This is a genomic window from Nakamurella alba (genome assembly GCF_009707545.1).
Taxonomy (GTDB): Bacteria; Actinomycetota; Actinomycetes; order Mycobacteriales; family Nakamurellaceae; genus Nakamurella; species Nakamurella alba.
On sequence record NZ_WLYK01000008.1, the window covers coordinates 421529 to 437188 of the forward strand.

14 protein-coding genes are annotated in these 15660 nt (G+C 69.0%); 12 read left to right on the plus strand and 2 right to left on the minus strand.

Annotated elements, in window-relative coordinates; translation table 11 throughout:
- Nucleotides 1-29 precede the first annotated feature (29 nt).
- A complete protein-coding gene (locus GIS00_RS19710) occupies nt 30-554 on the minus strand; it encodes an Lrp/AsnC family transcriptional regulator (RefSeq protein WP_154770128.1) in 525 nt (174 codons plus the stop codon).
- 241 nt (nt 555-795) lie between these two features.
- Here GIS00_RS19710 and GIS00_RS19715 point away from each other — a divergent pair, with 241 nt between their 5' ends.
- Nucleotides 796-3033, plus strand: a complete 2238-nt coding sequence (locus GIS00_RS19715; RefSeq protein ID WP_255455147.1) for a transketolase-like TK C-terminal-containing protein — start codon at nt 796-798, stop codon at nt 3031-3033.
- Between the two features lie 16 nt (nt 3034-3049).
- On the opposite strand, the gene GIS00_RS19720 is transcribed toward GIS00_RS19715, so the two are convergent.
- The gene (locus tag GIS00_RS19720) at nt 3050-4156 is read right to left on the minus strand and encodes a CapA family protein (protein ID WP_196073369.1); all 1107 of its coding nucleotides are present in this window, start codon (nt 4154-4156) and stop codon (nt 3050-3052) included.
- A gap of 135 nt (nt 4157-4291) precedes the next feature.
- Here GIS00_RS19720 and GIS00_RS19725 point away from each other — a divergent pair, with 135 nt between their 5' ends.
- From GIS00_RS19725 to GIS00_RS19775, 11 genes are all read left to right on the plus strand, one after another.
- Complete coding sequence (locus GIS00_RS19725) at nt 4292-5176, plus strand: HpcH/HpaI aldolase/citrate lyase family protein (RefSeq protein ID WP_154770130.1); 885 nt, start codon at nt 4292-4294, stop codon at nt 5174-5176.
- Complete coding sequence (locus tag GIS00_RS19730) at nt 5154-6344, plus strand: CaiB/BaiF CoA transferase family protein (protein WP_322098178.1); 1191 nt, start codon at nt 5154-5156, stop codon at nt 6342-6344. The genes GIS00_RS19725 and GIS00_RS19730 overlap by 23 nt, the downstream gene beginning before the upstream one ends.
- Complete coding sequence (locus GIS00_RS19735) at nt 6341-6832, plus strand: MaoC family dehydratase (RefSeq protein WP_154770131.1); 492 nt, start codon at nt 6341-6343, stop codon at nt 6830-6832. The genes GIS00_RS19730 and GIS00_RS19735 overlap by 4 nt, the downstream gene beginning before the upstream one ends.
- Nucleotides 6829-8022: an acyl-CoA dehydrogenase family protein gene (locus tag GIS00_RS19740; RefSeq protein WP_322098179.1), complete on the plus strand. Its 1194-nt coding sequence runs from the start codon at nt 6829-6831 to the stop codon at nt 8020-8022. Before GIS00_RS19735 ends, GIS00_RS19740 begins: the two co-directional genes overlap by 4 nt.
- Before the next feature lie 84 nt (nt 8023-8106).
- Complete coding sequence (locus GIS00_RS19745) at nt 8107-9360, plus strand: MmgE/PrpD family protein (RefSeq protein WP_154770132.1); 1254 nt, start codon at nt 8107-8109, stop codon at nt 9358-9360.
- 57 nt (nt 9361-9417) lie between these two features.
- Nucleotides 9418-9717 carry a muconolactone Delta-isomerase gene (locus GIS00_RS19750; RefSeq protein ID WP_154770133.1) on the plus strand — a complete coding sequence of 100 codons (300 nt, stop codon included), beginning with the start codon at nt 9418-9420 and terminating at the stop codon, nt 9715-9717.
- Nucleotides 9718-9778: 61 nt separating this feature from the next.
- Nucleotides 9779-10975 carry a dipeptidase gene (locus GIS00_RS19755; RefSeq protein ID WP_154770134.1) on the plus strand — a complete coding sequence of 399 codons (1197 nt, stop codon included), beginning with the start codon at nt 9779-9781 and terminating at the stop codon, nt 10973-10975.
- A gap of 77 nt (nt 10976-11052) precedes the next feature.
- Nucleotides 11053-12363, plus strand: coding sequence for an MFS transporter (locus GIS00_RS19760; protein ID WP_154770135.1), 1311 nt, complete (start codon nt 11053-11055; stop codon nt 12361-12363).
- Nucleotides 12360-13604: a M20 family metallopeptidase gene (locus GIS00_RS19765; RefSeq protein ID WP_322098180.1), complete on the plus strand. Its 1245-nt coding sequence runs from the start codon at nt 12360-12362 to the stop codon at nt 13602-13604. Before GIS00_RS19760 ends, GIS00_RS19765 begins: the two co-directional genes overlap by 4 nt.
- On the plus strand, nt 13601-14635 hold the full coding sequence (locus GIS00_RS19770) for a zinc-binding dehydrogenase (RefSeq protein WP_154770136.1): 1035 nt from the start codon (nt 13601-13603) through the stop codon (nt 14633-14635). The genes GIS00_RS19765 and GIS00_RS19770 overlap by 4 nt, the downstream gene beginning before the upstream one ends.
- 86 nt (nt 14636-14721) lie before the next feature.
- On the plus strand, nt 14722-15495 hold the full coding sequence (locus GIS00_RS19775) for an IclR family transcriptional regulator (protein WP_154770137.1): 774 nt from the start codon (nt 14722-14724) through the stop codon (nt 15493-15495).
- Nucleotides 15496-15660: the final 165 nt, after the last annotated feature.

The window sequence follows — 15660 nt, forward strand, 5'->3', positions numbered from 1 at the left end:
GCTCACGTGGCGCTCCGAGCAGCGGGACGTCAGCTGCCCGCCGGTCCGGCCGCCAGCCGATCCAGTAGTGGTGCCACTCGTCTGTCCACCAGCCGTCGCATGACCATGGAGGTGTCCGTGCGCACCACTCCGGTCATGCCTTGTACGCAGCCGGTGATGCGGTAGAGGTCATCCGCGTCCGTCGCTGCGACGTGCACCAGCAGGTCCATGCTGCCCGCCAGCACCAGCACCTCGAGCACCTCGGGGAGAACCGAAAGGGCATCCGTCACTGTGGAGAGTTGCTGCTGGCGAACGGTCACCACGACCACTGCAGCGATGGGATAGCCGAGCGCCCGCGGGTCGACCCGGGTGGAATGCGGCAGCAGGTTGCCTCCCGCTTCGAGGCGGGTGATCCTCGCCTGCACGGTGTTCCGCGAAATGCCCAGGCGCTGGGCGAGTGCCACGAGTGTGGATTGGGGATCGCGATCGAGCTCGCGCAGGATCCGTGCATCCAACTGATCAGCCGGTCGCCGGGTGACAGGTCCGCCGGGAGCGGAACCGTGCAGGCTGCTCATGTCGCCCTCCGTCGGAATCATGATCCTGCGCATTCTGCACGATCCCGGATCCGGGACTTGTCCGGAAGAGCGCGGCGGTGGTGGTCTCCTCCGAGTCCTGCGCTGGAGGGAACGGATGTCAACACAACTGTCACCGATGGAGTCCCGGTGCGGAAACCACCCTGGAGGTGACGACCCGGATGTCGTCGATCCAGCTGTCGTGCGGGAGATCGTGGACCGGGCGATCTGGCTCTCGACGGTGATGGTCGACCACGCGAACCGCGACCGCGCCGACCCCTCCGGTCTGAAGGTGGGCGGACATCAGGCGAGCTCGGCGTCGATCGCCACCATCATGACGACGCTGTGGATGCACCACCTTCGCCCGGAGGACAGGGTGTCGGTGAAGCCGCACGCGTCTCCGATGCTGCATGCGCTCGAGTTCCTGCTGGGCGCGCTGGAAGCGCGCCACATGACCACCCTGCGTCAATTCGGCGGCCTGCAGAGTTATCCCAGCAGGACGAAGGACCCGGTACCCGCGGACTATTCCACCGGATCGGTCGGGATCGGAGCCACAGCAACGATCTGGGGCGCGATCGCCAGACGCTATGTCAACGGCCGGTTCGACGCAGGTGGATCCGGGAGGCAGTGGGCACTGGTCGGTGACGCCGAGCTGGACGAGGGCGCGGTCTGGGAGGCGGTCCTCGACCCGATGGTCGCCGGGCTGGGCGAGATCGTCTGGGTCGTCGACCTCAACCGGCAGTCCTTGGACCGGGTCCTGCCGGGGTCCGGGGCGGATCGGCTGGCGGGGATGTTCGCGGCGGCGGGCTGGCAGGTGCTCCCGGTGAAGTACGGCGGGCTGTTGACCTCGCTGTTCGACGGTCCCGGTGGACAGGCCTTGCGCCGACGTCTCGACGGGATGAGCAACGCCGAGTACCAGCGGTTCCTCCGGCACAAGGCCGAGGACGTTCGCTCGTTGCTGCCGGGCGTCGACGGGACCGACGCGGCCGACATCGTGGCTGCGACAGCAGCTCTGGCCGACTCCGAACTGCTTGCGGCCCTCCGCGACCTGGGCGGGCACGACGTGGCCGCGCTGTCGGCGGCGTTCGACCTCATCGACGACACCAGACCGACCGTGGTCCTTGCCTGGACCGTCAAAGGACACGGCCTGGCGACCGAGGGGCATCCGCAGAACCACTCCGCGCTGCTCACCCCGGCCCAGCTGGATGCACTGGCCGCCCGGGTCGGTGGCGTCACCCGCGCAGATCCGTGGCAGCGGTTCGATCCCAGGAGTCCCGCCGGTCGGCTGTGCGACAGAGCCGCGACCCGCCTGGCGCGTACACCGGGCAGCCCGGTGCGGCCGCCCGCGGTTCCGACCGACCTCGGGCGCACCCCGGGCGGTACGGGCACCACCCAGGCGGCACTGGGTCGCACCCTGCTCGACCTGCGGCGTGCCGCCCCCGAGGTCGGTGCACGGGTGGTGACCGTGAGCCCGGACGTCAGCTCCAGCACCAATCTCGCCGGTTGGCTCAACAAGGTCGGCATCTGGTCGCCCGATCCTCAGCGCAACTGGTTCACGGACGACCCGGAGACGATCCTGCACTGGCGGGAGCAGCAGCACGGTCAGCACATCGAGCTGGGCATCGCGGAGGCGAACCTCGTCGGGGCGATCGGCGAGTTGGGTGCGACGTGGAGCCGTTGGGGCGCACCGATCCTGCCGATCGGGGTGCTCTACGACCCCTTCGTGACCCGTGCCCTCGAGCCATGGTCGTACGGCATCTACGCGGGCGGACAGTCGATCCTGGTCGGAACCCCTTCGGGTGTCACCCTCGCGGCCGAGGGTGGGGCACACCAGTCGGTCCTCACTCCGTCGATCGGCCTCGAGCTGCCGGGGTGCACCACCTGGGAGCCGGCGTTCGTGCAGGACGCCGAGTGGTGCCTGCTGGCAGCGCTGGGCGGGCTCGGGCGATCGGACGGCCGCTCGGCCTACCTCCGACTGTCCACCCGACCGATCGAACAGGCGCTCGCCCGCATCCCGGCCGAACCGGCCGCTCGGGAACGCCGGCGCAGGCACGTGGTCGCCGGCGCCTATGCCCTGCAGCGGTCGGCGGCCCCCGTGGTGACGCTCGTGGGCATGGGCGCCGTGGTGCCCGAAGTGCTCTCTGCAGCAGCAACTCTCGACGTCATGGGGTTTCCTTGCGATGTCCTTTGCGTCACTGCGCCCGGTGAGCTCTTCCGGGCCGTCCAGGCCCGTCGAGGTCGAACTTCCGCGGAGAGCTGGATCCTGGACAGCGTGTTCCCCGCGAATCGGGCACGGCCGATGGTGACGGTCGTCGACGGACACCCGCACACCCTCGCTTTCCTGGCCGGGATCCACCGTGTCGCCGCGGTGCATCTCGGGGTGACCGATTTCGGCCAGAGCGGTGACCTGGCCTCGGTGTACGCCCATCACGGCTTGGACTCGGGCTCCGTCGTCGCAGCAGCGCTGGACCTGGTGGACTGACAGGGACCGGGCGGGCTCAGCCCGCGCGGAAACGGACGAACCCGTCGGCGTCGATGCGAACTGCGGGATCGATCTCCTGCGACATGCGTTCCACCGCAGACAGGATGCGTTCCGCAGCGTTGTCGGCCGCAAGGTGTGGCTCGCCCTCCCCGTCCAGGATGATCGGGACCAGTTGCAGCTCAGCGGGACCGGTCGCGGGCAGCTCGACCCGGAACACGGCGCTGTCGAACCACGGACCGGTGAAGAGCCGAGCGGTCCGGTACGGAAGCGCGAAGTACGTCTCCGGAGTGGTGATGTCGGCGGTGTTGAACAGGAAGTTGCCTGCCGAGTAGATGATCAGCCCGCCCTGCCAGCGCTCCACCGGGTGCATGCAGTGGGGGTGCGTCCCGACCACCACGTCCGCGCCGGCCTCGACCAGTCGCCGGCCCAGCGGTTGTTGGTACTCGGCCAGCGGGCCCTGGTTCTCCGGGAGGTAGGCCCACGGCACGCCCCAGTGGATGCAGACGACCACCCGGTCCACCTGCTGCTTCACCCTCCGGATCCGGTCCTCGACGCGGACCACGTCGGCCTCCTGGGCCCGGGTGCGCAGGTAGGGCGGGGTGCCGGGCTGCTCGAGCATGGTGCCACCGTCGATCGCCAGGCTCTGGTCGATCCGGATCGGCGCGATCCCGGGTCTGGCCGCGGTGGCGTTCGCGCCGGCCGGCAGCGTCGAGCACACGCTCAGCACCGCCAGCGTGCGTCCGTCCTCGGTGCGCACGACGGTGCCCGTGTCGGCCTCGGCAAGGGTGCGGCCCGCCCCGGCGTGCCTGACGCCGGCCGCGTCCAGGGCGTCGATCGTGCTCAGCAGCCCGTCGACACCGTGATCGAGTGCATGGTTCGTGGCGAGCGAGACGACGTCGACACCAAGGGCAGCCAGGACGGGTGCAGTAGCGGTCGGGGCCCTGACCGTCATCTCCTTCTCCGTGGGGCTGTCGGTATCGGCCAGCGGCACCTCCAGGTTCGCGATGGTCACGTCGCCGTCGTGCAGCAAGGGCAGCGCCGAGAGCGCAGTGGCCGCAGAGAATGTCGCCGGCTGCGCCGGAGTGCGGGCCACCACGGTGTCTCCGACGATCACGAGTCGCATGTGTGTGTCCTCCTGTACGGGGCCTGACGTGCCGATGAATTCCGGTGGTTGACAGCTCTGGCGTGGCCGGGCAATGATCGTCCCATCAAACAGTACGACGTGTTCCACTCTGTAGAACGCTTGGGAGCTTACCCGATGAGTATCGGCAGGACCGTGTTGTTCACCCCGGGAGACCATCCCCGGCGGATCGCGAGTGCGTTCGGTTCCCGTGCCGACGCCGTCGTTCTCGATCTCGAGGACGGTGTCGGACCGGGTGCGCGTGGTGCGGCGAGGTCGACGGTGGTCGAAGCATTGCGCGGGACGTCCCGTGCGGGACTCTTCGTGCGCATCAACGGTGTCGGAACCGCCGACCATGCATCAGATCTCGCCGCGATCGGTGCCGTTCTGGGCCGACTGGACGGGGTCGTGCTGCCGAAGGTCGAATCGCTCGATCAGCTGGTCCGGCTGGACGAACACCTGCGGGGGCTGGAACGGTCGGCCGGCGTCCCGGTGGGCTCCGTTCGGGTGGTGCCGGTGGTGGAGTCGGCCGCGGGAGCTCTCGCTGCGTCCGAGATCGCGACCGGTCCAAGGGTTGTCGCGCTGATGCTGGGTGTGCTCGATCTGGCCGCGGAGCTGGGGATGTCACCGGTCGCCGGCGCCGGTGGGATCGATCACCTGCGCGTGCAGATCGCCGTGGCATCGAGGGCCGCCGGGCTCGGGGCACCGATCGACGGGCCGCACCCGGACCTGGACGATGCCGCCGGCATCTCCGCCAGCAGTGCGGCATCCCGTGCGTTGGGTTACGGCGGGCGGGTGGTGCTGCATCCGTCCGCGATCGACACCGTCGACCGCGCCTATCGCCCGACCGACGCGGAGATCAACCGCGCAACAGCAGTTCTCGCTGCGGTGGACGCCGTGCCGGGCGTCGGCAGCCTACGCCTCCCGGACGGCACATTCGTGGACGCGCCGGTCGTCGCCCAAGCGCGTTCGCTGCTCGCTGACGTAGGGGAGGTGGCCCGTGACCACGTTGCCGCTCGATGACATCACCGTCGTAGGGCTGGAGCAGGCGGTCGCAGCGCCGTACGCGACCCGCCTGCTCGCCGACCTCGGGGCCAGGGTCATCAAGATCGAGCACCCCGACGGTGGCGATTTCGCCCGTGGATACGACGCGGTGGTGGGCGGTCAGTCGTCGGTGTTCGTCTGGCTGAACCGCGGCAAGCAGTCGGTGCAGTTGGATCTGAAGAACCCCGTCGGCCGCGCGGCACTCGAAGGCGTGCTCGCAACCGCCGACGTCTTCGTCACCAACCTCTCGCCGCGTGCGCTTGCCGCCCTGGAGCTCGATGTGGCCGCCGTCGTGGCGCGACATCCTGGACTGATCGTCTGCGCCGTGTCCGGGTACGCGCCCGATGGACCCCAACCCGAGCGCAAGGCCTACGACGCCCTCGTGCAGGCCGAGGCGGGACTGATGGCCATCACCGGGGCACCGGACGCGCCGGCCAAGACCGGGATCTCGGTGGCCGACATCGCTGCCGGATCCTTCGCCTACAGCGGCGTTCTCGCCGCTCTTCGTCACCGCGACCGGACCGGGGAGGTGCTGCCGGTCCAGGTCCCGTTGTTCGGGGCGCTCACCGAGTGGATGAGTTACCCGCTCTACTACACGATGTACGGCGGCGCTGCGCCCACGCCGATGGGCACCGCCCACCCGACGATCGCCCCGTACGGGGCGGTGCACACTGCTGACGGCCGCCGGCTGATGATCGCGGTGCAGAACGACCGCGAGTGGCGGCGACTGTGTCTGGAGGTGCTCGATGCCCCGGACCTGCTCCAAGACCCCCGGCTGCACACCAACGAGCTGCGGGTCGCCCACCGCGCTGAGCTGGACCTCCTGCTGGACCGGGCATTTCGCACCGTTCCGGAGAACGACCTGGTGGACAGACTGGAGAACGCCCGGCTCGCCTGGGCACGTCTGAACGAGATCGAGGACCTGGAGGTACATCCCGAGCTGGGAGTGGCGGCCCGGTGGCTGGCGACGCCGACCCCGGAGGGTGTCGTCCGCACGTTGACCCCGATCGCCACCCCCGGTGGGCGGGTGGCGCGGGACGGAGCGGTGCCGGCGTTGGGTGAGCACACCGCGACCGTGCTCGAGGGCCTGGCCGCACCGGCAGGCGCCGCGGAGACCACGATCCCGAGAGGAAGGGAGACGGCATGACCGTCCACGACGGTTGGCAGGGAAGATTCTTCGAGGACTTCGTGCCGGGTGACACCTTTCTGCACCCGCTGGGTCGAACGTTGACCACGACCGACAACATCTGGTTCACACTGCTCACCCAGAACACGGCACCCTTGCATTTCGACCACGAGTACGCGCGTCGGACCGAGTTCGGCCGGCCGTTGGTCAACTCCACCCTGACCCTGGCCCTGGTCGCGGGTCAGAGCGTCACCGACGTCTCCCAGAATGTCTTCGCCAATCTCGGTTGGGGGGACATCAGCCTGCCGGCTCCGGTGTTCGAGGGCGACACGATCCACTCGCGGTCGACCGTGGTTGCGGTCCGCGAGTCCCGGTCGAGGCCGACCCTCGGTGTGGTGACCGTCCGTACGACCGGCCTGAAGCAGTCGGGGGACATCGTGATCGAGTTCAGCCGGACCCTGTTGGTCTACAAGCGCGGGCACGGCCCGCGATCGGAGGAGGCGGCGTGACCACCACCGCTGCGGCACCATCCACCACGGCCGGGTCTGTCGACCGGTCCGAACTGCGCCGCGACCTACGGCAGCTCACCGACGCGGTGTGCGCCGATCATCCCGACCCGTACTGGCGGGAGGTGGACGAGGCCCGCCGCTACCCGCAGGAATTCGTGGACGCACTCACCCGGACCGGACTGCTCGGCGCGCTGGTGCCGGAGGAGTACGGCGGTCTGGGTCTGGGGCTGGGAGACGCCTCGGTCGTGCTGGAGGCGATCAACGCCAACGGTGGCAACGCCGGGCCGGTGCATGCCCAGCTCTACACGATGGCGTCGGTCCTCCGCCACGGGAGCGAGGAGCAGAAGCGCCGGTACCTCCCCGGCATCGCGACGGGCGAGATCCGACTGCAGGCGTTCGGGGTCACCGAGCCGACGGCGGGCACCGACACCACCTCGATCCGCTCGACCGCCACCCGGACCGACGACGGGTACGTCGTCAACGGCCAGAAGGTGTTCATCTCCCGGGTCCAACACTCCGACCTGATGCTGTTGCTCGCCCGCACGGCGCGTCGGGAGGACGGTCGCCGTCCGTCGGACGGCATGTCGCTGTTCCTCATCGATCTCCGCGAGACCTCCGGCGTGGATGTGCGTCCCATCAGGACCATGGTCAACCACGAGACCAACGAGGTGTACTTCGACAACGCCCGGATCCCGGCCGACAGCCTGATCGGAGAAGAGGGAAAGGGATTTCGCTACGTCCTGGACGGGATGAACGCCGAGCGGATCCTCATCGCCTCGGAATGCATCGGCGACGGGCGGTGGTTCGTGGGACGAGCCTCCCGCTACGCATCCGAACGGCAGGTGTTCGGCCGTCCCATCGGGCAGAACCAGGGCGTCCAGTTCCCGATCGCGCAGGCTCACGTGCACATCGAGGCTGCTGATCTCATGCGCTGGCGGGCGGCCGATCTGTTCGACTCCGGGCTGCCGTGCGGGGCGGAGGCCAACATGGCGAAACTGCTCGCATCCAACGCCTCGTGGGAGGCCGGCGACGTCGCGCTGCAGACCCACGGCGGGTACGGCATGGCGGCCGAGTACGACATCGAGCGCAAGTTCCGCGAGACGAGGCTGTACCGCATCGCCCCGATCTCGTCGAACCTCATCCTGTCCTACGTGGGCGAACACGTTCTCGGCATGCCCCGATCGTTCTGATCTGCCGGTCGTCACCCCCGGCCCGGACCGGTCCGACACCTCTCCGGCACCATCGGTCCGGTCCCATTCAGGAAGGAGCAGCACATGGGCACGACGTTCCACGACCTGGCTTCCTGGGCGGCGGACCTGGTCGCGACGGACTCCGATCGCGACCTCGCCCGGACGGCACTGACGGACACCCTCGCCGTGACACTCGCCGCGGAGCACGAGCCGGTCGTCGCACGGACCGCGGGTCTGCCGGCCGCCCTGCGGTGGGCCGCCATCGGGCACGTCCTGGACCTGGACGACGTGCACCTGCCGTCCACCTCGCACATCAGCGTGGTCTGCGTGGCCGCGGCCCTGGCTGCCGGGGGGAGCGAACAGGAGTACCTGGCGGGCGCCGGCGTGATGGCGCGACTGGGCACCGCCTTGGGCTGGGGTCACTACCGGAGAGGCTGGCATACGACCTGCACGGCCGGAGCTCCCGCTGCTGCGGCGACGGCGGCGCTCTCCTTCGGGCTCGGCGCCGAAGGGGTGGTGCGGGCCATGGCTCTGGCAGTGCCGGCGGCAGGTGGCCTGCAACGGGCGTTCGGCACCGAGGCGAAACCGCTCCAGGTCGGATTCGCCACCGACGCGGGCGTCCGTGCGGCGCAACTGGCTGCTGCCGGGGCGACCGTCGACCCGTCCGCACTGGATCGCTGGTTCGAGTTGCTCGGCGGGGCCGCGGAGCCCGATCTGTCCGGACCTGCGGTGCCGGGAGGACTCGCCGTCAAACCTTTCCCTTGCTGCTACGCCCTGCAACGACCGATCGGAGCCGTCCGGCTCCTCGGGCCGGTCGACGTCGACCGGATCGACCGGGTGGAGGTGCGCGTCGCGGAATCCACGCTGCAGCCGCTGATCCGGGACCGCCCGGGAACCGGTGCGGAGGCCCGGTTCTCACTGCCCTACGCCATCGCGGCAACACTGGTCGACGGTTTCCCGACGACGGCGTCGTTCTCCGATGCCGCTGTGATCCGGCCGGAGATCACCCGGCTGCTGGACCGCATCGACATCACGGTGACGCCCGGCGGCGACGGCGTGCTCGCCGGTGACACCACGGTACGGCTCGCCTTCATCGACGGTCCGGACGTCAGCCGCACCCTGCAGGTCCCGCCCGGCCACCCGGAGCACCCGATGCCCGCGGACGACTTCGCCGCGAAGGTGGCCGGCTGCGTCGGGCCACGCCGGGCGCCCGACATCCCCGGGATGAGTTGGTCCGCGGCAGCGACGCTGCTCGCGGCCACCTTTCCGGGCTCCTCGGCCGCCCGACTGCCGTCAGCACCCGACCGTGCGGAACGCCTGGAACCGCAGGGCCGCTGAACCGCAAGGGCCGCTGAACCGCTGAAATCCCCCGTACCGCAGAGAAAGTGACCGAACATGGCCGAGTTCCTGGTGTTCATCGACAACACCGACCTCTGGGCGCTACCCCGGGACGAGTTCGTCGCGGTGGTCGAGCGCGAGCAGGCCGCCGGCCTGGCGCTCCTGGAGAAGGGCACGCTGCAGAAGCTCTGGCGGCTGCCCGGTGAGAAGGGGAACGTCGGCATCTGGTCGGCGACCGACGCGGACGAGCTCCACGAGGCCCTGCAGTCATTGCCCATCTTCCCGTACGCACGGATCCAGGTCCGCGCGCTCGCGACCCACCCCTTGCACACCGGCGACTACACGTTCGCCCGCTGAAAGGCCCGCACCACCGCACGTGCACCTCACCATTCCCGACGTCGCAGAGGCAGAACCACCGATGACACAGACGCGCTACTCCGGGTACCGGTCCTTCTCCTACCTCGAGCCCGGCCGTGACTTCGTCGACTTCACCCTGTCCGCGGAGCGGGACCGGGTGCCGGGGTACGTCGTCGAGCTGACCACCGACCAGGAGAACCGGGCGGACCGGCTGCTGGCGGACAACATCGCGATCTCCCTGCACGACCACCCGGTCCGGCTTCCCGAGCGCACAGAGCAGGAGCTGTACGCATGGAACCGCGAGGGGCGGCTGGCCTATGGCTACGAAGGTCTGAGCACCTCCGGACTGGATGCGGTCTTCGACAACCTCGGTTGGGGTGCCTGCGAGTCGCGCAACGGGTGGAAGTGGGATGACGTCATCACCGACATGGGCATGCGCTTCTGCGATTTCGCCCACCAGGACTATGCGATCAGAGCCGGTTCGGTGGCGGACATCCGTCGTGCCCACGCCGAAGGTCGGCTGGCGGTGTTCGCCGGCCTCGAGGGTGCGGCGCTGATCGAGAACGAGGTCGACCGGCTGGATGTGCTGTACGGCCTCGGCATCCGGCAGATGGGGGTCGCCTACAGCGACGCCAACGCGCTCGGCAGCGGTCTGAGGGAGAAGGGCGACGGCGGGCTCACCCAGTTCGGCCGCCGCGCCGTCCGGCGGATGAACCAGCTCGGCATCGCCATCGATGTCTCCCACTCGGGCGATCGCACCGCGCTGGATGTGATCTCGGCGAGCGAGAAGCCGGTGCTGATCACGCATGCCGGAGCGCGCGGGCTGTGGGACACCCCGCGGATGAAGCCCGACGAGGTCATCCGCGCCTGTGCCGACTCCGGGGGGATGATCGGGATCGAAGCCGCGCCGCACACCACGATCAGTCCGGAGCACCGTCGGCACACCATCGACTCGGTGATGGACCACTTCCGCTACTGCGTCGACCTCGTCGGGATCGACCACGTGGGCTTCGGCCCCGACACCTTCTTCGGTGACCACATGGGCCTGCACCACGCCATGAGCGAGAAGCTCGGCGTCGCCGATGCCATCACCTCCGGCCCGCAGTTCGAGCCGGTCGACCACGTCGAGGGGTTGGAGAACCCGGGGGAGTGCTTCAGGAACATCACCCGCTGGCTCGTCGCGCACGACTACTCCGACACCGAGATCACCGCCGTGATCGGAGGGAATGCCCTCCGGGTGCTCGAGAGCATCTGGTAGGCCGCACGTCGCTCGGAACCACCGCCCCGCGGCGATGTCGCCCCGGGTCCATCCGCCCTGCCCGAAAAGGAGTGTTCATGCCCCCCAGAAGGATCCTCGGTGCGGCCATGGTCGGTCACGTCGTCGAGTCGTTCGACTTCGTGATCTACGGCTACTCGGCCACCATCATCGCCCGGCACTTCTTCCCGTCCGGCAACGAGACCCTGGCCATCCTCTCGACGCTCGCGGTGTACGGGATCGCCTTCATCGTCCGGCCTCTCGGTGGCGCCGTGTTCGGCAGCATGGGTGACCGGCTCGGCCGCCGGACGGCTCTGTCGACGGTCGTGCTCATCATGGCGGTCTCCACGGCGGCGATCGGGGTGCTGCCCACCTACACCTCTGTCGGGTTCCTGGCACCGTTGCTGCTGCTGATCTGCCGTCTCGCGCAGGGTCTGTCGATGGGTGCGGAGTACACCAGCGCGGCGTCGTACGTGATGGAACAGGCGCCGCCGGCCCGCCGTGGCCTCTGGACCAGTGCGGTCGGCAGCGCGACCTTCATCGGCGCGGCCCTCGCCGTTTTCCTGCTCCTCGGCCTGCAGTTGTCCTCGGCGACGGCCTACAGCGACTGGACCTGGCGGCTGCCTTTCCTGCTGGGCGGCGCCATGGCACTGATCGGCCTCTACATGCGACTCCGGCTCGAGGAGACAAAGACCTTCCGTGCGCTCGAGGACTCCGGCGAGACATCACGAACCCCGGTTCGGGACTCCTTCCGCAACTGGCGGGTCTTCCTGCTCCTGCTGGCGATCTTCTCGCTGCTCGCCGTCGTCGCCCAGAATTTCCTCGGCTACCTGCCGACGTACCTCACCAAGACGGCCGGTCTGTCCTCCGTCACGACTCTGGTCGCCTCCGGGATCGCACTGGTCCTGTGCGCCGCCCTGTCCATCGCGACAGGGGCGTTGTCCGACCGTATCGGCCGCAAACCGCTGTTGGTGGGCGGCGTGATCGTGGCCGTCGTGGGCTCGATCCCGGCCTACATGATCGCCGCCGGCGGATCCCTGGCCACCACCGTCGTCGCGCAGATCCTGCTGGTGATCCCGGCGGCACTGGTCGGCATGACGGCCACCATCGTCGCAGTGGAGCTGGTGCCACCGCGGATCCGTGCCACGAGCACGGCTCTGACCTACAACATCGCCTATGCGGTGTTCGGTGGTACCGCTCCATTGGTCGGTGCCTTGCTCACGGCTCAGTTCGGCCGACTCGCGCCCGGCGCCTACATCACGGTGCTGGCGGCACTCGCACTGGTCGTGGTGATCATCGCGCTGCCCGAGACCCGCCACCGATCGGTGGACGATCGTGCGGCGACCGAGAAGAATGCGCGGACCGTGACCGGTACGGTGTCGAGCTCGTGAGCCCCGCGACCATCGCCGGCCGCTCGGATGTGGAGGAGGACGGCGTGGCGACCCGACCCGAAGATCGCATCCGCGAGGAGTTCGACCGCGAACTGCCGACGATACTTGCTCTCTCACATCACATGTCGGCCAATCCCGAACTCGCCTTCGAGGAGCACGGCACCGCTGCCGCCATCCTCGCGGTGCTCCGGGAACACGGTGGGTTCACCGTCGAGGAGTCGGTCGGCGGCCTGGCCACCGCCTTCACGGCGACGGTCGGGTCCGGCGGGCTCGTGGTCGGGCTCTGTGCCGAGCTGGACGCGCTGCCCGGCATCGGTCACGGCTGCGGACACAACGTGATCGCGGCGAGCGCGGTCGGCGCGGCACTTGCGCTGGCCCCCGTGGCCGACCAGTTGGACCTGACCGTCCGGCTGCTCGGCACCCCGGCAGAGGAACGCGGAGCGGGCAAGGCGATCCTGTTGCGCCACGGCGTCTTCGACGGGCTGCACGCCGCCCTGATGGTGCATCCGACGCTGAAGGACATGGCCACGCCGCACATCCGGGCGCTCGGCCACTGGGCGGTATCCTTCCACGGCCGGACCGGGCACGCGTCCAGACCGTTCGACGCGCTCAACGCCGCGGATGCCGTGACCGTCGCCCAGGTCGCGATCGGACTGCTCCGGCAACAGATGCGGGACTCCGATCGGGTGCACACGGTGATCAAGCACGCCGGTGATTCGGTCAACGTGATTCCGGGAGAGGCGATCGTCGAGGTCATGGTGCGCTCGGACGATCTCAGCCAGGTCGAGGAACTCTGGAGCAGGGTCCGTGCATGCTTCGAGGCGGGCGCGTTGGCAGCCGGTGTCACGATGGAGATCAGCGAGCCGCTGATGTGGCTCAACGGTTTCCGCCACGACTCCGACCTGGCACACCTGTTCCGTCAGAACGCAGAGGCCCTGGGTCGCACCTTCCCCGACTACCCGGACCGGTCCCTCGGATCCACCGACATGTCCGAGGTCTCCGTGCACATGCCGGCCATCCACCCCGTGCTCTCGTTGGCCGGAGCTCCGGAGGACGGCAACCACACCGCCGCGTTCGCCCGGCTCGCCGCCGGTCCCGAGGGCGACAGGGCCGTGCGTGACGGAGGTCTCGCGCTGGCCCTGACCATCGCCGATGCCGCACTCGACAGAGAACTGCGGCATCGCCTCACCCGACCCGGGCCGTTCCGCTGGTCCAGCCCTGCAGGAGGAACCCAGAGATGAGAGCCGCGCAGATCACGGCATTCGGCGGTCCCGAGGTGTTCTCGGTGACCGATGTCCCCACCCCGGAGGTGGCACCCGGAGAGGTCCTCGTGCGGCTCCGGGCAGCGGGACTCAACCGGGCCGACATCGTGATCCGGGAGGGCCGATTCCCGGAAGCGCCGCCGCCGCCGATGACCCTCGGCGTGGAGGGAGCCGGTGAGGTAGTCGAGATCGGCGACGGTGTCGATGGTTTCCTGCCTGGTGACCGTGTGGTCATCAACCCCATGAAGTTCTGCGGGCACTGCGAACGATGCCTGCGCGGACAGGACAGCGAATGTCTGTCGCTGCAGGTGGTCGGGGAGCACTTCGACGGCACCTATGCCGAATTCATCTCGCTGCCTGCGCGGCTGCTGATCCCGGCGCCGGAGCGGCTGGGTTTCGAGCAACTGGCCGTCGGGGTGGTGCCGTACATGACGGCCTGGCACATGCTGAAGACCAGGGGGCAGGTCGCCGCCGGTGAGACGGTGCTGGTCGTGGGGGCCGGCAGTGGTGTCGCCGGTGCGGCGATCCAGGTGGCGAAAGCCCTGGGCGCCACCGTGATCGCCACCACCAGCAGCGCACGCAAGGAGGAGCAGGCACGAGCACTGGGTGCCGACGAGGTGGTCAACTACCGCACCAGGCCGGACTTCGACGTGGCGGTGAAGGAGCTCACCGGCGGGCGTGGTGCGGATCTCGTGCACGACTCGGTCGGCGCGGCAACGCTGCAGAAGTCGATCGATGCAGCGGCCCACGGTGGCCGGCTGGTCGGGATGGGATCGCACACCGGCCGCTCGGTCGAGCTGGATCTCTGGAGCATCTACCGGCGCGAGATCACCGTGCTGGGTTGCCACACGTCCAACCGGGCCGAGATCGCGGAGTTCCTGCCCCTGCTCGCCGACGGTTCGATCACGCCCGTGATCGATTCCGTCTACCCGTTGGAGTCCGCAGTCGAGGCGCAGGCGCGCCTCGATGCCCCCGAACGGTTCGGGAAGGTGGTGCTGTCGATCGGCTGACGACTGTTCCGTACGGGCTGCTACCCTGTCCCGCAGGGCGGAACGATCTGTCCAGGATTGATCCTGCAGCGAGGGAGGGCTGGACGATGGCGCAGGTCGAGGGCAGCAAGGGCATCAGCAGTGTGCTCAGCACGCTCCGGGTGCTCGAGGTGGTCGCGCAGCGTCAGCCGATCGGCGTCTCGGAGCTCGCCCGGGCCACCGGGATGCCGAAGAGCAGCATCCATCGCTGCCTGACCACCTTGCGTGAAGCCGGTTGGTTGCGCATCGTCGACCCGGCACGGGTGCTCTGGGGGGTGACGAGCAAGCCTCTGGACATCGGGCTGGCCGGTTCGAGCGAGCAGAGCCTGCGCGAGGTTGCGCGAGGTCATGTCGAAGCCCTGCGCGACGAGACCAACGAGACAGTTCACCTGGTGATCCGGGACGGTGACTCCCTCACCATCATCCTGCGCGAGGATTCCAACCAGGCGGTGCGCACCTTCGTCGAGATCGGGACCCGGGCCCCGCTGCACGCCACGTCATGCGGTCTTGCGGTGCTCGCTGCACTCGACGACGACGAGGTGACGGGTCTGCTCGACCGAGGCCTGGCGCACTACACCGACACGACACCGACCACCGTGCAACAGGTCCGGGACCAGGTCGACCTCACCCGGGGTCGGGGGTACTCGGTCAACGACGAGTCCTGGTGGCGACCGGAAGTCAGTGCCATCGGAGCCGCTATCACCAACTCGGCCGGGCGCCCGGTTGCGGCGCTGGCCATTTCCATCCCGTCGAGCCGCTTCGATCGCGACCGGATCGATGACCTCGGGTCGCGTGCGGTGCGCACTGCGAAGGCGATCTCCGGCGCGCTCGGCGCGCACTGATCCCCGAGTCGCACCGGCGAGCCTGGCGAAACCTGTTTCCCCGAGGTTGATATCGCTTCCCGATGAGCATCGGTCGGACCGCGGATCCGTTGACAAGTCGCGACTGCGAACCCTAGTGTTCATTTATACAGGACAAGTCGTTCCGCCTCTCGGAACGCCCGGTTG